We start from the raw sequence: 24,194 nt of genomic DNA, 5'->3' as shown, positions 1-24,194 counted from the left end.
AACAAAAACAATATCCGCTGGTTTTACTCAATTCATGTAAAATGAATACAATAAGCAATTAAGATTTTGGATATTAGTATTCAATTGATTATTTTCACAGCGAAATTTATAACATTAATATGCGTACAACAGGAAAAGTTAAATGGTTTAATTCTGCAAAAGGGTTTGGTTTTATAACTCCAGAAGATGGAGGAAAAGATATTTTCGTACATTTTTCTGCGATTGCAGGAGATTCATTCAGAGAATTGAATGAGGGTGACAATGTAGAATTCGAATTGAATGACGGTAAAAAAGGCCCTGAGGCTTCTAATGTAACTGTTCTTTAAGAAATTCGTTAAAATTCAAAAAGGGGTGATGCAATGCATCACCCCTTTTTTTATAAAATTCACACAAAGCCATTTAAAACTTTCAGGCTATAAAAATCAGCATTCATGTATTCATTAAATAATAAAATCAGCATACTGGGCTGTGGTTGGTACGGACTAGAGCTTGCTAAAGAACTGCTAAAAAACGGTTATACCGTAAAAGGTTCGACAACTACACCTGATAAATTAGAAAGTCTTCAGCAAGCTGGAATCCTGCCCTATCTTATAAATTTCACTGAAGAGAAAGATAATGTGGACTATGAATTTTTCGACTGTGATTTACTCATTATAAGCATCCCTCCAAAGAGAAATACAGCAGAGCAACATACCTTTTTATCAAAGATTCAGAAAGTATCAGAAGCGGCAGTAAATGGTAATATTCCAAATATTATCTTTATCAGTGCTACTTCAGTATATGGAGATTATAATCAGGAGGTTAATGAACACACTGTCCCAAACCCTGAAACAGAGTCTGGTAAAGCAATTCTGGCTGCTGAACAAGCTTTAACAACGAACGAGAATTTTAGTACTACAATACTCAGATTTGGTGGCTTGATTGGCCCTGGCAGAGATCCGGGGAGATTCTTTGCTGGCAAATCAGCTATACCGAATGGAAAAGCCCCTGTAAATCTTATTCACCTCTCAGATTGTACCGGTTTAACATTACGCATCATTGAAAAGCAAGCCTTTGGCTATATTTTTAATGCATGTGCTACAGCTCATCCCACTCGTTCCATATTTTATACTGCTGCAGCCGCAAGATCAGGATTAGAAATACCTCAGTTCAAAGATGAACTGCTCAACTGGAAATCGGTGCATAGTATATATATAGCTGAAAAACTCAATTATGAATTTAAGATCTCACTAAATAGCCTTGTTTAAGTTTTAAAATGATATCTTGCTCATCTTTTTATTCTTTTTAAGCTTAAAGAATCCGGGCTTTTGCAATTAAAATTGTTTATCTTCTATAGATGTTTAAACAGGCCCTAAAGATTGCGGAAAAATATATACAGACATGAAATTAACGATTTGGGGAGCAGCGAAACAGGTAACAGGAAGTATGCATCTGCTTCAATCACACAATTATAGTATACTTATAGATTGCGGACTTGATTACGAAAAGGAAACTTATCAGGAAGAAAATCAGTATTTCCCCTTTGATCCGGCTACTATAGATGTGGTTATTTTAACCCATGCACATATTGACCATTCTGGAAATTTACCTACACTTTTAAGACTAGGATTTAATGGTCAGATTCTCTGTACACCACCAACAGCAGATTTAACAGAACTCCTGCTAATGGACTCTGTAAATATCTTTTTGAGTAAACAGAATAAAAGAGCCAGAGGCAAACGAGCATCATCCGGCCCTAAACCACTTTATCTTCACAAACATGTGATGGATACTGTAGATCGTTTTGTAACTATTGCCTTCGATAAAGATTTCACAATCAAAGAAGATATTACACTTCGCTTTATTCCTGTAGGCCATTTATTAGGTGCAGCAGCTGTGGTATTAAACATTATGGAAGACGGAAAGGAAAAGCGCATTGCTTTTACCGGAGATATAGGTCGTAAAAACTATCCGGTTTTGGTAGATCCACAACCGATTCCTGAGGTTGACTACCTGGTATCTGAATCTACTTATGGCGGCAGGCTCCACAGTAAAGACACCACGATTGAACAGAAACTGGTAGAAACGATTAATGAAACCTGTGTTAAATTTCCAGGACGTTTAATTATTCCTGCTTTTAGTATAGGAAGAACTCAGGCCCTGGTTTATTCACTGAACAAAATATTCAGCGAAGGATTACTTCCTCCTGTAAAAATATTTGTAGATAGTCCACTAGCTAGTTTTGCGACGGATGTTTACCGTAAACACCATCATTTACTCAATGAAGAATCTCAGAATTTTTATAACCGTAAAGGTGATGAGTTTGAATTTGAGGAACTTTCTTATGTACAAGATAAGAGAGAGAGTATTTCGATCTCTAATTATCATGAACCTTGTATTATTATCTCTTCAGCAGGTATGCTGGAAGGTGGAAGGATTCAGGATCATTTATACCATAATATCCAAAATTACTACTGTACTATTCTGTTTATCGGCTATTGTGCCAAAGGAACTTTAGGGAACAGGCTACTCAGAGGGGACCCTATTGTTCGTTTACGTCATCGTGATTTAATGGTTTTTGCAACAATCAAGCAAACAGACCTGCTGAGCGGGCATGGTGATCATGACGACTTGTTAAACACGGTGAAACAACAAAGTCCAGAAAAACTAAAAAAAGTATTTCTTGTTCATGGTGAAAGTAAAAGCCTGGAGAGTTTAGCAGTTGCAATAGCAGAAGCCGGATACACGGTAACTATACCAGAAAAGGGTGAAGTATTTGAACTGTAATTTATAGAAAAAAATAATTCTGTAGCAAATACTATACAGTTTATTGAACTTCGGAAGAGAATAGTCAGTATGAACTCAAAAGACAAATAACCACTTAAAACATTCATTATCAATTTATTATATATTTATAATCTCAATTAAATTTCAATTGGCAGGATTATTACGCGTTAGTTAATCATTCAGTAAAGTACTGATGATTTAATATCTAACTATAAATAAAGATGAACTCAAGAATTACAAAATCAGCGTTGATACTATCCTTAGTAGGACTATCAACCTCGTTGTTCGCACAGGATGTAAATTCTGATACAACAAAACGCTTCGAGAAAAAAGATTTCCGTACCTGGTCAATAGGTTTAAATGGTGGTATGTTAACCCACTATACTCCCTTCAATAGCAGAGGTAATGGTGACTTCAGTACTCCACAAGAAAGCTGGGGTTATGGAGGTTACATTAAGAAACAAATTCTTCCGGGATTTGGTATTCAGGCAGACTTCCTTGCTGGTAAAGTAAAAGGTTTAAGAGCTAATAACCCAGATGGTAGTGTACAGGCAGGTTCTAGCTTTGAAACTCGTATCGACTGGTCTGCAGCTGTTAGTGGTAATTTCACAATTGCTAACATGAGCTTAAACCACAAACGTACTATTCTTTCACCATACTTAACAGCTGGTGCTGGTTATATGTCTTCAAGCGCTAATACGAATGCAAATTCAGCACTTAATGGCGTACCTTCAGGAAGTACAGGTTATGGCGAGCACTGGTTTATCCCAGTTGGAGCAGGTTTCAAAGTTGGTTTATCAAAAGGTGTTAACCTTGATTTAGGTTACACAGTTAACTTCATGAAAACTAACAACTTTGACGGTGTACAAAGTGCAACTAATGACAAATTCACTTATGCACATGCTGGTGTTGAGATCGCTCTTGGTAAAAGAGGAACTTCTCAATTACAGAACTTCAGTGCAATTGCAGCAGTTCGTGAAGAAAGTGCAGCAGAAAGCGCTGAGTTAAGAAGAGCATTATCTACTTCTGAGCAAAACAGACTGAGAGATCAGGAACAATATGCTAAAGATATGGGTGATGAAGATGGAGACGGTGTAGCTAACAAATTTGACAAGTGCCCTGGAACTCCAGCAAACACTACTGTTGATGGTGCTGGTTGTCCTTTAAAAACACCAAAACAAATTATCAAAGAAAAAGTAATCGTTACTGCTGAAGATCGCAGAGTTGTTGATGAAGCAATCAGAAACTTAGAGTTTGACTTAGGTAAATCTACTATCCGTTCTACTTCATACAATACTTTAAACAAAGTTGCTGCTTTATTAGTAGAGAAAAACTTTAGCTTGAAATTAGCTGGTCACACAGATAACACTGGTTCAATGGCTATCAACTTACGTCTTTCTAAAGACAGAGCTGAAGCGATCAAAACTTACTTAGTTTCACAAGGTGCTAATGCATCTCGTATTGAAGCAACAGGTTACGGTCCAAACCAACCAATTGCATCTAACAAAACTGCTGCTGGTCGTCAGAAAAACAGAAGAGTTGAATTCTCTTTATTTTAATCAGAACAGTTTAAATCCATAAAAAAAGCAGGTGTCTTTAATAGACACCTGCTTTTTTTATGGATATTAATTTTATAATGGTTTAAACCAGTTCAGCAAGTGCTGCAGCAGTAAACCCTTTTAATTCATCTTCACGGTGATCACGAATTTTTTGCACCCACTCCGGATCAGCCAGCAGTGGCCTTCCAACAGCAACCAGGTCAAAATCACCTCTATCCAATCTTCTAACCAACTCATCCAGAGAACTTGGCTGTGAAGATTCGCCAGCAAAAGCAGCAGTAAACTCTCCATTCAAACCTACCGATCCTACTGTAATCGTAGCTGCGCCTGTAATTTTTTTAGCCCATCCTGCAAAGTTTAAGTCTGAACCTTCAAATTCAGGTTCCCAGAAACGGCGTTGTGAACAATGTAAAATATCAACCCCAGCATCTACAATAGGATTTAACCAGCTATCCATTTCTGTCGGGTTAGCGGCAAGTTTATAATTATAATCTTGTGGTTTCCATTGTGATAAACGAAGGATAACTGCAAAATCATTACCAACTTGCCTGCGTACTTCTTTGACCACTTCTACCGCGAAGCGACTTCTTTCAGCAATTGTTTTACCCCCGTAGTTATCAGTACGATGGTTTAACTGATCCCAGAAAAACTGATCGATTAAATAACCATGTGCACCGTGTATTTCCACAGTATCATACCCTAATCTCTTCGCATCAGCAGCTGCACGTCCATAAGATAAAATCGCATCAGCAATATCACTTTCCGTCATTGCTTTTCCTTTTTGCTGCCCAGGATTTACAAATCCTGAGGGCCCTTCAAATTCTACTGGAGGAACCCAGCCAGATTTATGGTCAGCCTGTATACCCATATGCCAGATCTGAGGACCCATCTGACCTCCTGCTGAATGCACATCTTTAATTACTTTGTCCCATCCTGCTAATGCTTTTTCTCCATAAAAATGAGGAATGCTCGGGTCACTTGCCGAAGAAAGGCGGTCAATCACTGTACCTTCTGATAAAATCAAACCGACATCGCCAGCTGCTCTTTTACGATAATAATCAGCTACATCTGCTGTTGGTATGCCATTTGGTGAGAATGCACGTGTCATCGGCGCCATCACCAATCTATTTTTAATATTCAATGTTTTCAGCTTAAAGGGCTGGAACAAACTTTCTGTATTCATAACTATTTAATTATATTGAAGTTTCTATTAACTGTTTAAGTTCAAGGCAGGCAGCCTCATTTCTTTTATAATATGTCCACTGTCCTATACGGGTTGATTCGATCAATCCGCTTCTATGGAGGATCGATAAGTATTCAGAAATTGTTGATTGCGTCAGCTGTGCTTTACACTGTATCTGACCTACGCAAACACCCACCTCTTTTATATCCCGATCTTGTGGAGGAAAATGTAATTCAGGCTCTTTCAGCCATTGTAAAATCATTAATCTTGTCTTATTCGACAACGCTTTAAATACCTCTACCTGATCCATGGCACAAATGTATATCGGAACTTCCCGATATCCCTATCCAAGGATACAAAGTGACATTAACCTGATATCCAGACAAAAAACTGACAATAAAAAAGGCTTAACCACCCTATTGAGAGTAATTAAGCCTTCGCAGCCTATGATGAATTCTGATTAAAGCTACGCTATACGCATTGCCAAACAGTATCAACAAACCATTTCTTATGATCATAGAAATGCGTTACAGTTTTAAATCCCGATATTTTAGCCATTCCCTCTATCTCCTGTATACTGTACTTTTGGGAAATCTCCATATAAATCACTTCATTTTCATGAAATTGAAGAGTTTGATCAGCAATATTCACCTTCTGATTTTTTTTACTAACCAGATAACTTTTACAAGCACCAGTTATCGGATCATAGTTCGGATAATGCTGAAATTGAGATACCTTAAAATCACCGCCTAATTCATTATTTATGCGATGTAGCAGGTTCAGGTTAAAATCACGCGTAAAGCCTGCAGCATCATTATAAGCGGCAAGAATAGTATGCGGATTCTTTTTCAGATCAAAACCAATTAACACTAAATCTCCTTCTTGTAGTGCAGCACGGATTTTACGGCAAAATTCAATCGCATTCTCAGGTGTTTCATTTCCAATGTTCCCTCCAAGCAGCATAACCACCTTCTTTCTGGAAGAGATGCGATTTGCTTTTTCCAGCATATCAAAATATTCCCCATTTAAGCCCTTTACTTTCAGACCTTCAATTTTTGCTGGTAATGACTGCTCTAAATGCGCAATCATTGTAGAGGAAATATCAATAGGCATATAAGTAAAGTCTACCTGAGTATCTACCAGTTCTTTGAGCAGATAACTTGACTTTGTAGCATCTCCTGCGCCCATTTCCACCAGATCGAAAGTATTAAATCCGTTTTTCAAGGTAATTGCCAGGTCTTTAAACCGCTCTCTGAAGATCTCCTTTTCACAGTTGGTTGGATAATATTCAGGGCAATTCATAATCTCCTGAAAAAGTTTATCTCCCTTTCCGTCGTAAAAATACTTAGCATTTAAAGTTTTCTGTGGTTGACTAAGGTCGTGTAGAACCTCTTTTAAAAATTGATTCATATCATTATTTTGAAAGCCTGATACCACTGAACATCCAGCGCATATCAGGGTGAAAGAAGTTTCTATAAGTGTTTCTGCTATGCTTTGCAGGGGTAGCAATTGATGCACCGCGCAATACTTTCTGATTCACCATAAATTTACCGTTGTATTCGCCCAGTGCTCCCGCAGCTTTGGAGAAACCCGGATAAGGCAGGTAAGCACTCTCTGTCCATTCCCACAATTTACCCCATTCAAATAAAGAAGAAGCCACTTCCCACTCAAATTCCGTTGGTAAACGCATACCTTTCCATTGCGCATAAGCCGAGGCTTCATAGTAACTGATATTCGAAACAGGGGAATTCATTTTTAAAATTTCCAGTCCGGATAAACTATAACGATGCCATTGCCCCTCAATTTCATACCAATATAAAGGTGCGTTGATGTGTTTTTCCTTTACCCAGTCCCAGCCTTGTGCATGCCATAAACTAAAATCCTCATACCCTCCTGCCTTTATAAATTCCAGATATTCTGCATTGCTCACCAGACAGGTTGAAATACTGAAGTTCTGGATATATACTTTATGCCTGCCAAGCTCATTGTCAAAATGAAAAGAGTCCCCCTGGTATCCAACTTCATAGACCCCCTCTTTGAAATCTGTCCAGCCTTGTTCAGCCAGCGTTAATCCCTTTTCTATGTTATCGGCAGCATAAACCGGAAATAACGGATTATGGCCCAAAATATATTTAATATCATACCACAACAGCTCCTGATGCTGCTGTTCATGGTTTAATCCTAATATCAGGAGCTCTTCTATATCCTTACTAATTCCACAGCGCAGGAATTTGTCCATCGCCTCATCCACATAAGCACGGTAATGGAAAATCTCATCTACCGTCGGACGGCTCAGATTACCTCTGTCTGTACGAATAACTCTTGCTCCTATACTTTCATAATAACTATTGAAAACATAATTATAATCCGGATTAAAAGACTGATAAGCAACAGCGTGAGGTATCAAAATAAAAGTCTCAAAAAACCAGGTGGTGTGCCCGAGATGCCATTTAGGCGGGCTAACTTCTTCCGCCGGCTGTACCACGTAGTCTTCTTTTTGCAGTTTGTCACATAGCTGTACGCTATGCGACCTCACTGCGGAGTATTGCTCCCAAAGTGACATATTAATTTTGGTTTTGATAGTTAGTTAAGTTTGTTATGGTTTTGATCTGCAAACTTTGTGCCTGTTCTCTTCTCATCATCAATGCATAGGCATTATTGAAGCCTATTGGTTTAAGCCACTTCACATTGAATTGACTTTTAAATTCATCACTGACATACCGGTATACACCATCCACATCTCCTGTCAATTTATTTATCGTTTTCATGTCAGGTTTAAGCAGCACTAAAAAACCCGTTCCTGTATACTCCGGATAAAAATCGATCTGATTATTAGTCAGTGCGTCAAAACATATTTTTGTACCTCCTAGCCCCGTTTTAGTCATAACTTCCAAATCTGTATTTCCTTTAATCAATATTTTGTAAATCTGAGCCAGGATATATTGCTCCCCAAATATCTTTGATCCTATCCTGATAGTACCTTTTCCAGCAGTTCTGGCCGGTTTATATAAATGATGTGCTTTGGTAAAATCCAGGGCAACCTTTTCAGGAGTTTCTTTGAGCTGATCAACTCTATAATTCATTGCAATCATAGTTGAATCATTAATAAACCCGGATAATTGGTTCAATACACCTTCAAGTTCAGGATGCTGATCCAGCACTTCCTGCCGCACTACCGGAGCGGCATAATAAGGGGGAAAGATATGCTTGTCGTCTTCCAGAATCACCAGGTCATAAGCTTTCAGTCTACCATCAGTACTGTAACCACTAATCACATCTAATTTTTTCTCAAAAGCAGCTTTATACATTACAGCGTCACTGATTACTACAGTTTCAATCCCCAATTTATAGATTCTTTTCAGTCCTAAATACCCATCTTCTCTGCCCATAAATTCAGGAGTAAAGCCACCCAGCATCTTTCCGCCAATTTGCGTTGGCAATAAATAGAAAGAGCTCAGTGTAATCAAAGCAAAAGGAAGTACCAGATAAGAGATACGAATACTTTTCAAATTCAGTTTTTGAACGAGAGACAATAAAAAATCCAGTACAATTGCCAGTAAAGCGGCAGGGATAGCACCCGCCAGAATCATATTAGCATTATTTAAAGCAATACCACCGAAAATAAATTCTCCTAAGCCACCCGCAGCAATATAGGCTGCCAGCGTAGCTACGCCCACATTAATTACTGTAGCTGTCCGGATACCGGCCATCAGCACTGGAAAGGCTAAAGGCAATTCAACTTTCATCAGGATCTGCCATTTACTCATTCCCATTCCTTTAGCAGCTTCAACTACCGCAGGATTTACCTCCATAATACCAGTGTAGGTATTTCTGATGATCGGTAACAGTGCATAAAGAAATAGTGCGAGAATAGCTGGCTTCGGGCCGATGCCCAGAAAAGGTATCAGTACCCCAAGCAGTGCAATACTCGGAATAGTCTGTAAGATACCGGCTAAACCTAGTACAATACCAGATAACTTTTGCTTCCTGGTAATCAGTATTCCTACCGGAACAGCAATCAGGATCGCAATGATTAATGAAATCAAAGTTAGTCCTATATGTGCCCAGGTCTGGCTCCATAATTTATCGGACTGCTGACTGACAAATCCCCAGAAAGTTTGTGCCTGTTCCATATTATTGTTTTTTATAAGCTGAAAAAGCACGCATCAGGTCTTCCATATTTACTGCATCATCTTTACTGTCCTTCTGAAGTAATTGCTCCATTTTTTCCCAAACAGTAACCTCCTGGTCTGAATAACCTGGCAATAATTCAGCAATCAACACAGATTTCAATTCCAGTTGTAACCGCTGCTCTTTAAAGAAATCAGCTACAAAGTCATTTGCAGGATGAAAAAGTAAATCTTCTGGTGTTCCGATTTGTTTAATCTCACCTCTGTCCATCAGGCAAATACGGTCTCCCATTTCAAAAGCCTCCTGTACATCATGCGTAACCATAACCACTGTCTTTTTAACCAGTTCATCCAAAGCTTTAAACTCTTTACGGATACTAATTCTTGTTAAATTATCTAATGCACCAAAAGGTTCATCCATTAATAGCACCGGAGGGTTAACCATGAGTGACCTGGCTAAACCAACCCGCTGTTGCTGTCCCCCACTTAAAGCTGCCGGATATTTATCAGCCAGGGCAGGATCAAGATTTAGTTTATGAAAGAGTTCTTCTGCCCTTTTACGAATGTCCTCATTTCTCCATCTCAGCAATCGTGGAACAATAGCTATATTTTCAGCGACTGTATAATGCGGAAAAAGACCATGATTTTGTAATACATAACCTATACCACGCCTTAATTCCTCTGGCTGACGGGTACTGATATCAACTCCGTCCAGAAAAACAGTTCCCGAATCTGGTGAAATCAACCTGTTGATCATACGTAATGTAGTTGTTTTACCGCAGCCGCTTGTGCCCAATAAAATCAGGTTTTCACCTTTTTTCACCTCAAAGCTGATATTATCAACGGCTATTGAAGTACCAAATTTTCTGACCAGGTTTTCTGCTTTAATCATTTAGGCGATTGACATAAATAAGTTATTCAGAGATTCAGCATATAAAGGATGTGCAAAAATGGTAAATCTGATCTCCTCATAAGTGATCTTTCCCATCATCGCCATTTGCAAAATGGACATAATCTCACCCCCTTGTTCACCAATGATAGTTGCCCCAAGTATTTGTTTGGTCTTTTGATCAACCACAGCTTTCATAAAACCTCTGGTTTCGGCATTTTCAATCGCCCTGGCTACATTCCGCATTGGAATTTTAGCAACCAGGTAATCGATTCCCTGTGCGGCCGCCTGTGTTTCAGTTATACCAATACGGCCTAATTGAGGATCAGTAAACATACAATAGGGTATCATACGGTCTTTAATACTCATTTTGAGTCCTTCCAAAAGATTTTTGGTGACTACAATATAATCATTATATGAAATATGTGTAAATGCAGGACCACCTTTTACATCTCCTAAAGCATATATATTTGGCGCTTTAGTTTCCAGAAATTCATTCACCTTAATAAATCCGTGCGGATCACATTCTACACTCGTATTTTCCAGTCCTAAAGCTGTTGTTTGAGGTGCTCTGCCTGATGCAAGCAGTACATGTGAACAGGTAATGGTCGTTTTTTCGCCTTTTAAATCCAGAGTAGCTTTAATTTTATCATTCGCTAGTGTTTCAAATTTCACGACTTTGGCTTCTGTTAAAACCTCCATTCCTTCTTCTTTGAAGATCTCGCTCATGACTTCACAAACGTCATTATCTTCTTTTGGCATCAGCTGTGCACCTTGTTCCATAATAGTAATTCTGGAACCAAAACGCTTAAACATCTGCCCGAATTCCAGCCCAATATAACCTCCCCCAACAATCAGCAGATGTTCAGGAACTTCTTTAAGTTCAAGAATAGTGGTTGAAGTGAGGTATTTAATGGCTTTAACACCTTCTATATCTGGTATCCGCGGACTCGCCCCTGTATTGATAAAAATATGTTTAGCAGTATAATTTTCAAAATTGCCATCTCTTTGATTCACATATACAGTATGGTCATCCTGAAACTTAGCCTCTCCATAAATCAGGGTCAGGTTCTTCGTCTTTTCGATTCCGGCAATTGAACCTTCACGGAATTGGGTCACAATAGCTGCTTTACGGGCCATAATTGCCTTGAAATCTATCTCATAAGCAGGTATATCGATCCCCAGGTCTTTACTTCTGCCAGCCTGATAAGCCAGCCTGGCAGAAGCGACCATAGCTTTAGTAGGCGTACAACCGTCATTGATACAAGTACCACCAACCATTCTTTTTTCTATCAATGCAGTTTTCCAGCCTGCATTTGCTAATTTCTTAGCCAGGGGCACGCCAGCCTGACCTGCACCGATTACTATTGCGTCAAATTCCTTCATTAAACGAATAACAATTAAAAATCCAAAATGGCGACAACTTTTTCCAATTCTTCAGCAGTATTGAAATAATGAGGCGAAAGACGGATTGCACTTTCTATGTTTTTCTTCGGAAAATCGATCATTGCAGAGCCTATAGAGGCAATAGAGAAATAAACATCATGCGCACGAAGGTGTTCTGCAATTTCTTCTGTGGTATGGTGTTCCATGGTAAAAGTCAGAATATTGCTGACTCTTGATCCCCAATCTTGCAAATTCAACCCTTTTACTTGTTTCAATTGGCTTCTGAACTGAGCCATTAAACCTGTATTGTACTTTTCAATATTTGCCATTCCAACCTGATTGGCATATTTCACTGCTTCTTTAAGTGCTAACCTGCTTGCAATGGAAGACTCCCAAAACTCGAAACGCTTAGCGGCCGGCTGTAAAGTATAATCATTTACTGAAGTCCATTCCGCACCAATCATATCAATGATAAGCGGAGCTAAACCTGCTTCAAGCGCCCGGTCAGACACATAAAGAAACCCCGTACCACGTGGTCCGCGCAGAAACTTTCTGCCTGTAGCTGCCAGAAAATCACATCCGATTGCTTGCACATCTACTACCAATTGCCCTACCGACTGACAAGCATCAACCAGGTACCAGCAGTGATATTTCCGGCAAATCGCCCCTACTTCTTCAGCTGCCTGCACAAGTCCTGAGCTGGTTGGAATATGAGTTAGTGCTACTAATTTAGGCTGATGTTGCTTAACCAGTTCCTCAAATGCTACTAAATCAAGATCTCCATTAGCCAGATTACTGCCTCTGATGATGTCAATTCCGAAGCGTTTCTTTAAAGAAAGAAAAGAGATTTGATTGGAGATATAATCATCATCTGTGGTCAGAATAACATCTCCGGCTTTAAAGTCAATAGAGGAAATCGCCTTTGCATAAGCATCTGTAGCACTATTCTGAAAGGATATATTGTCAGCAGCACAGTTGAGCAGCTTAGCAGTTTCTGTATAGAATTCATCTACCCCCTGCTGGTTTAGATAAGCAAGTGCATATCCTCCAATCTGAGCTTCTTCAGTCAGACTAGCTATCATTTGATTAAATACGGTATCGGGCACTAAGGAAGAGCCTGCACTGTTCAGGAAAATTTTATCTGTACAACCTCTGGTTTCTTTTCTGATTGTGTTTAAGTCCATTCTTTTATGAAATTGATCTCTGTTAACAATATTTTATATCGGCAAAAGGTAATGAAAAACCTTTAAACCTAACCTACATCATGCCGGATTTTGATCAGGATCACACATTATCCCAGCTTATTTGTTCTAATTGCAGTTAAATAGAACAGTTTATGAGTCAACCAAAATATAGTAGCGCAGCGGATGCCGTAAAATACATTCAATCCGGACAGCGCGTATTCCTTCATGGAAGTGCAGCAACCCCGGTATTATTGATTAAAGCCCTCCAACAACGGCATGCAGAGCTCAAAAATGTAGAATTGGTTAGTATCTCAACCCTGGGCGATGTGGATTTCAACAACCCTGAATGGCGCGGAAGCTTCTTTTTCAATTCCTTATTTACTTCAGCAAATACCCGTTCTGTTGTCAATAGTATCAATGGCGATTATGTTCCTGTCTTTTTAAGTCAGATTCCAAAGCTCTTCAGGGAAGGTTTTCTACCCCTTGATGTAGCTATAGTACAGGTTTCTCCGCCTGATGTACATGGTTATTGTTCTTTAGGAACTTCTGTAGATATCGCAAGGGCAGCTGTAGATACTGCAAAACATGTCATTGCACAGGTTAATCCAAACATGCCGCGAACACATGGTGACGGCTATCTGCACAGCAGTAAAATAAACACTTTTGTATGGCATGAATCGGTATTACCAGAAGTAGATTATTCAGCAAAAGTGAGCAGTGCTATGGTCACCATTGGTCAGCATATCGCTTCTTTAGTGGAAGATGGCGCAACCCTTCAACTCGGAATAGGAGGTATCCCCGACCAGGTTTTAAAGAATTTAGGTAACCACAAAAACCTCGGTTTGCATACAGAAATGTTGTCAGACGGAGTGATCCCACTCATACAAAACGGGATCATCAATAACAGTATGAACAAGATTAACCGTGGTAAATCGATCACGTCATTTATGATTGGAACACGTAAACTTTATGATTTTGTGAACGATAATCCGAGCATAAGAGTGATGGATATTTCCTATGCAAATGACACGAGCGTGATTCGTCAAAACCCAAAAGTCACTGCTATAAACTCTGCAATTGAACTGGATTTAACAGGTCAGATTTGCGCCGACTCCATGGGAACTTTTCAGTATTCCGGCATTGGCGGACAGATGGATTTTATTCATGGTGCATCTCTGTCTCCGGGAGGAAAGCCGATCATTGCACTACCATCAATTACCTCAAAAGGTATCTCCAGAATTGTACCATTTTTAAAAGAAGGAGCGGGTGTAGTAACCACCCGCGGACATGTACATTGGGTGGTTACTGAGTATGGAAAAGTAAACCTTTTCGGTAAAAGTTTAAAGCAGCGTGCGAAGGCATTAATTGAGCTTGCCCATCCGGATCACCGGGAAAATCTGGAAAGAAAATGCTTTGAAAGGTTCGAAACTTCTTTCGAATAGCAATATTATATATCCATAAAATATTAATAATCAAAACTTAAAACAAATCAAATAATCTAAAGATTAAGCATTAACTAAAATCATAAGATTAGTTGATTTGATCCAGAGGTTTCCGGTCACCACCCGGCTGAGCCTTATATTTACTCGGTGTAACTCCGGTTATGGCCTTGAATTGTGTAGACAAATGTGCACTGCTGCTATAGCCCATCTGGTAGGCAATCTCATTCAGATTGAGTTCTCCATACTCCAGCAATTCCTTTACTCTGGCTACCTTTTGCTGAATGATATATTTCTCAATCGTGATCCCTTCCACATCAGAAAACAACCTGCTGAGATAAGCATATTCCTTGCTTAATTTCTCTGCAATTATGCTCATCAAACTCTGCTTCAATTCGAATAGGTTTGAATAATGAACCAGTTCGATCACCTGTGTCTTCACCTGCTCTACAAGCTGGTCTTTATCTTTGTCGATCAGCTCGAAACCCAGTACCTGGAAGGCAGCTGAGATATCCTGTAATTTCGCCGGATCAGGTTCCGGCGAAACAGTAACTCTCCCCAATGAAATCTCATTCACAGAGAAGCCAAGATTTTCCAGCTGCTGCCTGACGATCAGAATGCACCGGTCGCAAACCATATTTTTAACATGCAGCTGCATATCAGATTAACTCCCCGTGGAAGCCCGCCTTTTTTAAAGTCTCTTCTATTGCCTGTTGCAGATTATCAGCATCACCAGTTACCGTCAGAACTTTATCAGCTACCTCAGTATCCACGTTCCATTGTTCAAGACCATTCATTGCGTTTAAATGAGGAGTTACCGTAGCGATACATCCACCGCATTTAATATTCGTTTTAAATTTCAGAGTTTCCATAATATGTGTTTTTATTGCGCCCATCTGTTCATCAGGGCATCGTGTTTTAAAATTAGTTTAATTTAGTTAATTTCAACCTGAGGCTGTTACCTACTACAGAGACTGAACTTAATGCCATTGCTGCTCCTGCGAGCATCGGATTCAGCAGGAAACCATTCAACGGATATAATATCCCCGCAGCCAGAGGAATCCCAATCAGGTTGTATATAAACGCCCAGAATAAATTCTGACGTATTGTTCTCACCGTAGCCTTCGATAGTTTCAGTGCTTTAGAAACCTGTCTTAAATCAGACGAGATCAAAGTCAGCTTTGCTACATCAATAGCAATATCAGATCCCCTGCCCATTGCAATCGAAAGATCAGACTGAGCCAGCGCCTGGCTGTCATTAATTCCATCACCTATCATCGCAACAATTTTACCTTCCTGCTGCAAGCTTTTGACAAAATCCGCCTTCTCTGACGGAAGTACGTCTGCCTTATAGTTTAAAATACCTGTCTGTTTCGCAATTGCAGCCGCTGTAAAGGCATTATCTCCCGTTAGCATATAAACTGTTATCCCTTGCGCCTGCAGGCCTTCTACGGCCTGCTTTGAGCCCGCTTTAATCTGATCGGCAATAGCAACTACGGCAAGCACTTGCCTGGCACTGGTAAAAAAGATCACAGTTTTAGCTTCCTGCTGAAACTGATGAACGATTTTCTTTATTTTTCCCGGCAGTTCTCCATGTGCTTCAGTCAAAATTTTATGGCTTCCTGCAAAATAGGTTTCGCCATTAAAAACAGCTTCTACTCCTTTTCCCGTCAGACTTTTAAAACCAGTAATTGAAGCTGCCCTGACACCCGTTGCTTTGACATAACTCACCACAGCTTCGGCCAGCGGATGTTCAGAATGCTGCTCCATTGCAAGGAAAATGCCCAGCATTTCCTCCTGAACTGAACCCTCATAATCAATCCATTCCATACCTGTAACTAAAGGTTTACCTTCAGTAATCGTACCCGTTTTATCTAAAATGACTGTATCCACTTTATAACCCGACTCCAGTGCTTCCGCATCTTTAATCAGGATCCCATGCTCAGCTCCCTTACCAATTCCGACCATAATTGCCGTTGGCGTAGCCAGTCCTAAAGCACAAGGACAAGCAATCACCAATACCGTAACCATAGCCATCAACCCCTGGCTCAATTTATATTCCCCGCCAAACAGCAACCATACTCCTAAAGTACAAACCGCAATAAAAAGAACTATCGGAACAAATATACCAGCAATCTTATCTACCAATTTCTGAACAGGCGCTTTCGATCCTTGTGCATCCTGAACCAATTTAATGATCTGAGCTAATAAAGTTTCCCCACCAACTTTCTCCGCCCTGAATTTAAAGCTCCCTTTCTGATTGATCGTCCCTGAAAAAACCTGCGCACCCGCCTCTTTCAATACCGCCACAGGCTCTCCGCTAATCATACTTTCATCCACATATGAATGACCTTCATCCAGCACACCATCCACCGGAATTTTATCACCCGGTCTCACCAGTAACCGATCCCCGGCCTTAACAGCCGACACCGCTATTTCCTGTTCCCCATCCTCAGTAACCAATATTACTGTTTTTGGCTGTAGCCCAATCAGCTTCTTAATTGCTGACGAAGTATTTGATTTCGCATTCTCTTCCAAAAGCTTACCCAGCATAATAAAAACAACAACTACAGCTGCAGCCTCATAATATACATGAGGATGAATCCCTTTAGCATGCCAGAAATCAGCAAAGAAGGTATTAAATACACTAAAAAGATAAGAAATACCCGTACTCAAAGCAACCAGGCTATCCATATTTGCTCTGCCATACTGCGCCTGCCTGTAAGCATTGATGAAAAAATTCTTTCCAAACACAAACAAAACCGGAGTAGTTAAACCCAGCATATAATAATTCGCATAAGGGATATCCATCAAAAACATCCCGATAATTACTACCGGTAAAGTGAGTATTCCAGCCAGAATAGTTTTTCTTTTCAAAGCACTATAATTCTGTTGCTGTACCTCCTGCTGCTTTTCCTTTCCGTTCAGCGTATCCAGAATCAAATCATACCCCACCGACTGTACTGCTGACTGAAACTGCTCCGGCATAATTTTACCAGGCTCATAACTGACCTTTACCTGTTGTGTAGCATAATTTACTTCCGCACTTTGAACACCATCCTGAGCCTCAATCATAGACTGTACACTAGAAGCACAACCCGCACAGGTCATACCCAATACCGGGAGGGAAATAGTTTGTATGTTCTTTAAATCTGACATCTTTCTTAAATTATGATACAAAGATAGGCCCTACCCTACCTAAAGACTTACATCATTTTGTTATAAAATTTCATAATTCGGCAAAGAAATCGCAGAAGAAAGTGGCTCTTTTCAAATTTGAATAATCAGGTAAATTTTGATTACCTTCTCTTCCCGTTTCCAAAGACGTAATTTTCTAGAATATCAATAGATAGATATTCATACTGAGATCTTATCATGTTATTAACATAAAATTTCCTAATAAAATCTGCTCTGTTATTATAACTATAATACCTGACCCGGGTCTGTTTAAAATTCAAATCTACTTTAGAACATAATTATTTGATACTATAAGGTCATATATGCCATCTTTTTCCCAAATAAAAGTAAATCCATTATGATTAGTAGTCTGAAGGTATTCTCTATCAGGTTTGAATAACCCAATATATTTTCTTGGTATAATCACACACTTGCCCCCAAACCTTTTCCAAATAGTAATACATTTTGTACCATCCGAATTGTAATAGAAACTCCTTTTCTCATAAAAAAAAATCAAACAGAATTATTTTATTGCAAAAAGGATGAGCCAGCGTTTAGATATTTTCATTTTATACTTTTATAAACCCACATAATATTATGGAACAGATGGAAATCTTATTAATGGAGAATAATCTACCTTCCAGATATCAAGCTCAAAAAAATCATAATTAGTATCAAGATGAATGCTAATCCAAAGCGCAACTCCATCTTTATCTAACAACTCCACACGAGCAAGATCTTTGAAATAAACTTTATTTTTTTCAGAAACAACTCTTAAACTACCCATACCACCATCCTTCATTTCTTCAACTAATAAAGTTAAAAGAGATGGAATTATATATTTGGATTCTTTAGTATCCCTTACCATCCATGAAATTAAATCAATCTCATCCGATCTTAATAATCTTTTAACCATTTTCTCTTTTAGAATACTTTATTTAAATCAGTAATCTTCACCAATCCGAATTGTGTAAACATTATTTCGAAGAAGTACACTTTTTTTTAATTGCCGTGAATCTAAACATATTTTTCATTCTACTCATCTAATCCTAAAAGCGATCTATTCTTTGAGGTCACAGATTGTGACCTCAAGTTACTCAGCGTCTTTTTATCTCATTTAAAACACAGACCAAAGAATCCGCAAATATTTCCTGGCATAATGCAACTAGCAATATTAATCTGCTAAGATAAGTATCCTCCCAGCCTAACCTCCCAAACTAACCTCCCAAATTAGCCATCCAACCCAGCCACCCCCCTCCCCAACTCACCCATGATGGCGTCTCCTTAACCTATTTGAAAATTCTTCAAAGGATACAAATCAGGAATAGTAAATAAAAAAGACATTGCTAATTTCCGGGCATTGGCCATCCCTTCAGATGGGCGTCGACCGGAAATAGCAATGTCTTTTTTATTTTCCCCCTTTTTACTAAAAAATTTCAAATCCGCGTAAGGGTAAACCTTCATCACGTTGTCCCTAGATTAAACAACAACAATATGAACATAAAACCTTACACACTCAACCTGCTAAAAACCATTACCCTAACCCTTTTAACCACTACACTATACGCTCAAACCAAACCATCCAGAACCCATATCGGTTTAATTTATCCCTTAAGCAGTAACGGCACACACGCCCCATCAGACAGCAACACCTTTTCCCTGAACCTTATTGCCGGAGTTTCCGCAGCAGAAGACGGCTTTACACTTGCCGGAGTAACCAATGTTATCCATCACACCTCCAAAGGCGTTCAGCTGGCAGGCTTCTCTAACCATACCGGTCAAAAAGCAGAAGGCGTAAGAGTAGCCGGTTTTATGAATCTCTCCGGAGAAAGCAAAGGCACATCAGTAGCAGGCTTTCTGAACAAAGCAGCCGATATGAAAGGTGCGCAAGTTGCCGGATTTATGAACCTTGCAAACACCGCAGACGGATTACAGATCGCAGGTTTTATGAACAAAGCCAAAAACACCTCCTCACAAATAGCAGGCTTCATGAACATCGCCAAAAAAGTTAAAGGCGTACAAGTTGCCGCCTTCCTGAACATAGCCGACAGCTCTGACTATCCAATCGGCTTCATTAACCTCATTAAAAACGGGGAGAAAAGTTTAGCCGTAACCGTTGACGACAACCTCACCACCCTGCTATCCTTCAGATCAGGAGGAAGAATACTTTACGGAATCCTTGGAATAGGCTATAACCTGAAAAACAAAAAAGAAATATATGCAGCCGAAGCAGGCCTGGGTGCACACGTTTACACCTCACAAGCCTTTCGCTTAAACCTTGAACTCGCAGGCCTTACCCTGCAAAACTTTAAAGCCGGAGAATACTTTAAATCCTCTATAAGAATTCTGCCAGCATTCAAACTCACCCCTCACCTGGAAATTTTTGGAGGCCCAACCTTCAATTATGTCAATACCAACACAGAAGAAGGCCGGAAACTAACAGAAAAATTCATCTCCAAATGGGAAAGCAAAAGCGTCACCAGGCTTCAGGGAATTTACGCAGGTTATACAGCCGGTGTACAATACATATTCTAAACAAAGAATATAAATAAAAAAAATCATGACCTCACTCAGCAAAGCTCTTAAAACTATACAACTCCTGATACTGGTTCTGCTGGCAATGATCAGCCCCTTAAGCGCGCAACCCGCTGAAGAAAAACAGAACCCTAAACTGGATAATCTTTTATTCTTTGTGCAGAAAAATCCGGGTGCCAATACCGTAATTTACGAACTCAATTTCAACGAAGATGGTACAATTTGCACCCAGGCTCCAGTTAAAGTTTCCTGGATCAAGTATGCAGAAGACGGAAAACGTGAAGAACTCAGTAACGTGGAAAAGAAATATGTTTATGGCGTAAAAAGCCAGGATCTGGGAAATGATGAATATGAAATTCATTTAATGGCCTATACCAGATTACCGCTATACCTGAAACGCTCTCAAACCGACAACAAATACAAAATCTATATCAAAGATGAAGACACACACTATTTACTAAAAAGAGCATTCATCAAACTCGGCAGCTGCTCCTTCTGGTTTCCAAAAGTACAATACATTGATCTGGTTGCAGTAGATACAGTAAATGGAAGGGAGATTTTACGAAGAATTAATATCAGATCACAAGCAGAATTCTAATATATTTGAAGAGACATAAAACGTGGATTTAACATACCCAGTGAGCTATACCGCACCTATAATTTATGATGACGCAGCATTTGAACACTTGTTCAAAGCGCACTACAAAGCATTACATAGCTATGTGAATACCATGATCCGTGATGAGGAAATGGCAGAAGAAATAGTACAGAACAGATTTATGAAATTCTGGGAAAAACGGGAACTACTGAATATACAAACTTCCGTAAAAGCCTATTTATACAAATGCGTTCACAATGACACTTTGAACTTTCTGAAGCATGAAAAAGTAAAAATACGCCACCAGAATTTTACGATGCATTCCACACAGGAAAGTGAACCTGCTTCACACAGAGTGGAATTAAACGAGTTAGCCTCCAAAGTACAGGGAGCTATGGAAGATTTACCCGAACAATGCAGGCTTATATTCCATATGAGCAGGTTTGAAGAGTTAAAATACAGAGAAATCGCAGACCAGCTGGAGATCTCTATTAAGACCGTAGAAACTCAAATGGGAAAAGCATTGAGAATATTACGCTTAAAACTGGTCGATTTTTTAGTTCTCCTTTTATCAGGAGTATGGTTTTACAAGGATTTTTTGAATTAAGATGAGCGATAGAGATGAACTTTTAATAAAACACTTATTAAACGAAACCAGTACGGAAGAAAATACCCGATTTCTGCAATGGATAGCTGAAGATCCGGCTAATAAGGCATATTACAACCAATTTAAACAGATTTGGGAAACAAGTAAAGCACTAGAACCAAAAAGCACCATAGACGAAGAGCAGGCCTGGAAGAAATTTAAAGCTAAAGTAACCCCGTCAAATCAACAGGAAGCTAAAATTGTTCCTTTGCGCTATAAATATGGATGGCTTAAAATTGCAGCCATATTTTTGATTGCCGCAGGCCTGTGGAGTACCTACCGCATTTTTAGCACTGCTGATTATATATCGGTCGGTGCCGGCAAGGAAGTACTGGTAAAAACACTTCCTGACGGCTCAACAATTACCATGAATAAAAACTCTTTATTAAGTTTTGCCAGTAACTTCACCGATCACCGGGCAATTCGTATGCAAAAAGGAGAGATATTCTTCAAAGTAACCCCAAACAAAGAGAAACCATTTATTATTGAGGTAGAAAACGTAAAAATAAAAGTAGTCGGTACCTCTTTCAATGTGAAATACAGGAATGAGCAAACTGAGGTTATTGTAGAAACAGGAATCGTCAAGGTAAGTATTAACGGCGCTGATGCAGCACTGCACAAAGGAGAGAAAGTGATCGTCAAAAATGGTACAACTGAATTAAAAAAAGAGCTCAATACCGATCAGCTTTATACTTACTACCGGAATAAAACCTTTATCCTGAATAACACTTCACTTGCAAAAGTTATAGAAAAATTAAATGAAGCCTACCAGGTAAATATTGTCATTGAAGACCCGCGAATCAAAAACCTGACGTTAACCACTACCTTTCCGGAAGATTCACTGGATCACATTTTACAAACAATTTGTGAAACCTTTAATATTAAACAAGTACACAGCGAAGGAAAAATCCTGTTGGTAAACAAATCATAATGAACAGGAAATTACTTTTACTATGTTTTTTATCCCTCATTGCCTGTAAAATATATGCACAACAAAACCATCAGGCTGAAAATTTATCCAGGCGCGTTACCATTAAGGTAAAAAATCAGAAAATTGCCGAAGTACTCACCCAGATCAGTACTTCCGGCAATTTTTATTTTGCCTATGAGGGGAGTTTGTTTAATACCGATAGCCTCGTTAACCTTTCTGTTCAAAATACCCCGGTAAGAACTATCCTGGACCAATTGTTCAGAGGTAAAATAGACTATAAAGAAACCGGGCAGCATATTATTTTACGCTCAGCAAACCTGCATCTCACCATAGAGCCCGATAACATTACGACTGCCGAACGTTTATACCTGATCAGCGGATACGTGATCGACACTAAAACAGGAGCAAAAATTAAACAGGCCAGTGTTTATGAAAAAAGACTGCTTCAATCTACCCTGACCAATAACGATGGTTATTTCAAACTCCGTTTCAAGGGTGACTACAATGAAGTGGTCCTTACTGCCAGTAAAGAGGCCTACCGTGACACCACGCTGATCTTCCTATCTAATATCACGATTAAACCCCAGAGTTATGAAGACACTTCCTCAGCGCGTAAAAGCAAAGTAAGCAACCTGGTAGAAAACATGGGAATCGGAAGGTTCTTTGTTTCTTCCAAACAAAGGTTCCAGAGTTTAAACCTCTCTGGTTTTCTGGCGAACAGTCCGTTTCAAGCCTCTCTTACCCCTGGCTTAAGCTCACACGGAATGATGAGTTCACAAGTGATCAATAAAGCCTCCTTCAATATTTTAGGAGGATATTCAGCAGGACTGGATGGTCTTGAAATGGCAGGCCTATTCAATATGGATAAAACAGATGTAGGTATAATACAGCTGGCAGGCCTGTTTAATATTGTCGGCGGATCTGTAAAAGGCGTACAAATGGCAGGAGCAGTAAACTCAGTTATCGGAAATGTTGATGCGATACAAGCAGGTGGTTTGGTCAATTATGTCCGGGGAAATACCTATGGCCTGCAAATGGCCGGAGTAATGAATTTTGTTAAAGGAGATATGTATGGGGCTCAGATTGCCGGTTTATATAACCATACCCGAAAAAATCTCCAGGGATTACAAATGGCAGGCGCAGTGAATATCAATAACGGAACTTTAAAAGGTGCACAGATCGCTGGATTATTTAATTATGCCAAAACAGTTAAAGGCGTACAATTTGGTTTGGTGAATGTTGCTGACAGCTCTTCGGGTTATAGCATCGGTTTGATTAACATCGTTAAAAAGAATGGCTACCACCAAATCAGTTTGTCCGGTAATGAGCTCATTAATGCAAATTTAAGCCTTAAAACAGGTACTAAAAAACTTTATACTATCCTGATGGCCGGAAGAAATTTCTCAGATACTGCAAAAATATCTTCTTTCGGTTTTGGATTGGGACATGAAATACAGCTGAATCAAAAATTATCCATTGGAGTTGAATATCTTTCTCAATTTATTTCTACAGGTAAATGGTCTGAGACTTCCAGCCTCAATAAGTTACAACTAAACTTACAGTTTAAAATAGCGAATGGACTAACTATTTTTGGTGGCCCATCGTATTCTCTTTATGCTACAGATTATGCACAAGGTTCAGGCGTAAAAGGATTCAAACAGCAAGTTCCACCCAGTTACGCACATAAATTCAATTCTACAACCAGCGGTTGGTTAGGCTGGAATATAGGAATCACTTTATTTTAAAAACCCCCTTTACTTTATAGTAAAAG

Annotated in this window: 23 protein-coding genes; 10 read left to right on the top strand and 13 right to left on the bottom strand. The window is 39.3% G+C overall.

What is annotated here, in order from left to right:
* The first annotated feature begins 119 nt into the window (after nt 1-119).
* The 4 genes from AB3G38_RS00440 (at nt 120) to AB3G38_RS00425 (ending at nt 4,325) form a co-directional block, all read left to right on the top strand.
* Nucleotides 120-326, top strand: a complete 207-nt coding sequence (locus AB3G38_RS00440) for a cold-shock protein (protein WP_037438206.1) — start codon at nt 120-122, stop codon at nt 324-326.
* 105 nt (nt 327-431) lie between these two features.
* Nucleotides 432-1,247 carry an NAD(P)H-binding protein gene (locus AB3G38_RS00435; RefSeq protein ID WP_367866526.1) on the top strand — a complete coding sequence of 272 codons (816 nt, stop codon included), beginning with the start codon at nt 432-434 and terminating at the stop codon, nt 1,245-1,247.
* A gap of 133 nt (nt 1,248-1,380) precedes the next feature.
* Nucleotides 1,381-2,766, top strand: a complete 1,386-nt coding sequence (locus tag AB3G38_RS00430; RefSeq protein ID WP_367866525.1) for an MBL fold metallo-hydrolase — start codon at nt 1,381-1,383, stop codon at nt 2,764-2,766.
* 221 nt (nt 2,767-2,987) lie between these two features.
* Nucleotides 2,988-4,325, top strand: coding sequence for an OmpA family protein (locus AB3G38_RS00425; RefSeq protein WP_367866524.1), 1,338 nt, complete (start codon nt 2,988-2,990; stop codon nt 4,323-4,325).
* Nucleotides 4,326-4,407: 82 nt separating this feature from the next.
* On the opposite strand, the gene AB3G38_RS00420 is transcribed toward AB3G38_RS00425, so the two are convergent.
* The 8 genes from AB3G38_RS00420 to AB3G38_RS00385 form a co-directional block, all read right to left on the bottom strand.
* Nucleotides 4,408-5,508 carry an NADH:flavin oxidoreductase gene (locus tag AB3G38_RS00420; RefSeq protein ID WP_367866523.1) on the bottom strand — a complete coding sequence of 367 codons (1,101 nt, stop codon included), beginning with the start codon at nt 5,506-5,508 and terminating at the stop codon, nt 4,408-4,410.
* Between the two features lie 10 nt (nt 5,509-5,518).
* On the bottom strand, nt 5,519-5,818 hold the full coding sequence (locus AB3G38_RS00415) for an ArsR/SmtB family transcription factor (RefSeq protein ID WP_367866522.1): 300 nt from the start codon (nt 5,816-5,818) through the stop codon (nt 5,519-5,521).
* 161 nt (nt 5,819-5,979) lie between these two features.
* Nucleotides 5,980-6,918 (bottom strand): L-histidine N(alpha)-methyltransferase, encoded by a 939-nt coding sequence (locus AB3G38_RS00410; RefSeq protein WP_367866521.1) that lies wholly within the window; start codon nt 6,916-6,918, stop codon nt 5,980-5,982.
* A gap of 4 nt (nt 6,919-6,922) precedes the next feature.
* Nucleotides 6,923-8,071, bottom strand: coding sequence for an ergothioneine biosynthesis protein EgtB (egtB, locus tag AB3G38_RS00405; RefSeq protein ID WP_367866520.1), 1,149 nt, complete (start codon nt 8,069-8,071; stop codon nt 6,923-6,925).
* Nucleotide 8,072: 1 nt separating this feature from the next.
* Complete coding sequence (locus AB3G38_RS00400; RefSeq protein WP_367866519.1) at nt 8,073-9,641, bottom strand: ABC transporter permease/substrate-binding protein; 1,569 nt, start codon at nt 9,639-9,641, stop codon at nt 8,073-8,075.
* Between the two features lies 1 nt (nt 9,642).
* On the bottom strand, nt 9,643-10,530 hold the full coding sequence (locus AB3G38_RS00395) for an ABC transporter ATP-binding protein (protein WP_367866518.1): 888 nt from the start codon (nt 10,528-10,530) through the stop codon (nt 9,643-9,645).
* Nucleotides 10,531-11,913 carry a dihydrolipoyl dehydrogenase gene (gene lpdA / locus AB3G38_RS00390; protein WP_367866517.1) on the bottom strand — a complete coding sequence of 461 codons (1,383 nt, stop codon included), beginning with the start codon at nt 11,911-11,913 and terminating at the stop codon, nt 10,531-10,533.
* Nucleotides 11,914-11,927: 14 nt separating this feature from the next.
* Nucleotides 11,928-13,097, bottom strand: a complete 1,170-nt coding sequence (locus AB3G38_RS00385; protein ID WP_367866516.1) for an aminotransferase class V-fold PLP-dependent enzyme — start codon at nt 13,095-13,097, stop codon at nt 11,928-11,930.
* A 152-nt stretch (nt 13,098-13,249) separates the two neighbouring features.
* Here AB3G38_RS00385 and AB3G38_RS00380 point away from each other — a divergent pair, with 152 nt between their 5' ends.
* Complete coding sequence (locus AB3G38_RS00380) at nt 13,250-14,539, top strand: acetyl-CoA hydrolase/transferase family protein (RefSeq protein WP_367866515.1); 1,290 nt, start codon at nt 13,250-13,252, stop codon at nt 14,537-14,539.
* 88 nt (nt 14,540-14,627) lie between these two features.
* On the opposite strand, the gene AB3G38_RS00375 is transcribed toward AB3G38_RS00380, so the two are convergent.
* The 5 genes from AB3G38_RS00375 to AB3G38_RS00355 all read right to left on the bottom strand — a co-directional run bounded on the left by AB3G38_RS00375 (nt 14,628) and on the right by AB3G38_RS00355 (nt 19,177).
* Nucleotides 14,628-15,194 carry an AraC family transcriptional regulator gene (locus AB3G38_RS00375; protein WP_367866514.1) on the bottom strand — a complete coding sequence of 189 codons (567 nt, stop codon included), beginning with the start codon at nt 15,192-15,194 and terminating at the stop codon, nt 14,628-14,630.
* A gap of 1 nt (nt 15,195) precedes the next feature.
* Nucleotides 15,196-15,408: a heavy-metal-associated domain-containing protein gene (locus AB3G38_RS00370; RefSeq protein ID WP_367866513.1), complete on the bottom strand. Its 213-nt coding sequence runs from the start codon at nt 15,406-15,408 to the stop codon at nt 15,196-15,198.
* A 52-nt stretch (nt 15,409-15,460) separates the two neighbouring features.
* Nucleotides 15,461-17,695 (bottom strand): heavy metal translocating P-type ATPase, encoded by a 2,235-nt coding sequence (locus AB3G38_RS00365; protein WP_367866512.1) that lies wholly within the window; start codon nt 17,693-17,695, stop codon nt 15,461-15,463.
* Between the two features lie 613 nt (nt 17,696-18,308).
* A complete protein-coding gene (locus AB3G38_RS00360; RefSeq protein WP_367866511.1) occupies nt 18,309-18,629 on the bottom strand; it encodes a hypothetical protein in 321 nt (106 codons plus the stop codon).
* A gap of 368 nt (nt 18,630-18,997) precedes the next feature.
* Nucleotides 18,998-19,177, bottom strand: a complete 180-nt coding sequence (locus tag AB3G38_RS00355; protein ID WP_367866510.1) for a hypothetical protein — start codon at nt 19,175-19,177, stop codon at nt 18,998-19,000.
* Nucleotides 19,178-19,207: 30 nt separating this feature from the next.
* Here AB3G38_RS00355 and AB3G38_RS00350 point away from each other — a divergent pair, with 30 nt between their 5' ends.
* The 5 genes from AB3G38_RS00350 to AB3G38_RS00330 are packed head-to-tail and all read left to right on the top strand — an operon-like array spanning nt 19,208 to nt 24,168.
* A complete protein-coding gene (locus tag AB3G38_RS00350; RefSeq protein WP_367866509.1) occupies nt 19,208-20,248 on the top strand; it encodes a hypothetical protein in 1,041 nt (346 codons plus the stop codon).
* A gap of 25 nt (nt 20,249-20,273) precedes the next feature.
* A complete protein-coding gene (locus AB3G38_RS00345; RefSeq protein ID WP_367866508.1) occupies nt 20,274-20,846 on the top strand; it encodes a DUF4833 domain-containing protein in 573 nt (190 codons plus the stop codon).
* A gap of 22 nt (nt 20,847-20,868) precedes the next feature.
* Complete coding sequence (locus tag AB3G38_RS00340) at nt 20,869-21,453, top strand: RNA polymerase sigma-70 factor (RefSeq protein WP_367866507.1); 585 nt, start codon at nt 20,869-20,871, stop codon at nt 21,451-21,453.
* A gap of 1 nt (nt 21,454) precedes the next feature.
* Nucleotides 21,455-22,423, top strand: a complete 969-nt coding sequence (locus AB3G38_RS00335; RefSeq protein ID WP_367866506.1) for a FecR family protein — start codon at nt 21,455-21,457, stop codon at nt 22,421-22,423.
* Complete coding sequence (locus AB3G38_RS00330) at nt 22,423-24,168, top strand: STN and carboxypeptidase regulatory-like domain-containing protein (protein WP_367866505.1); 1,746 nt, start codon at nt 22,423-22,425, stop codon at nt 24,166-24,168. Before AB3G38_RS00335 ends, AB3G38_RS00330 begins: the two co-directional genes overlap by 1 nt.
* The last annotated feature ends 26 nt before the right edge of the window (nt 24,169-24,194 follow it).

It is taken from the genome of Pedobacter sp. WC2423 (assembly GCF_040822065.1).
GTDB lineage: Bacteria > Bacteroidota > Bacteroidia > Sphingobacteriales > Sphingobacteriaceae > Pedobacter.
Note: the sequence above shows the minus strand (reverse complement) of the source record. Positions and strands in the feature narration are given on the sequence as shown.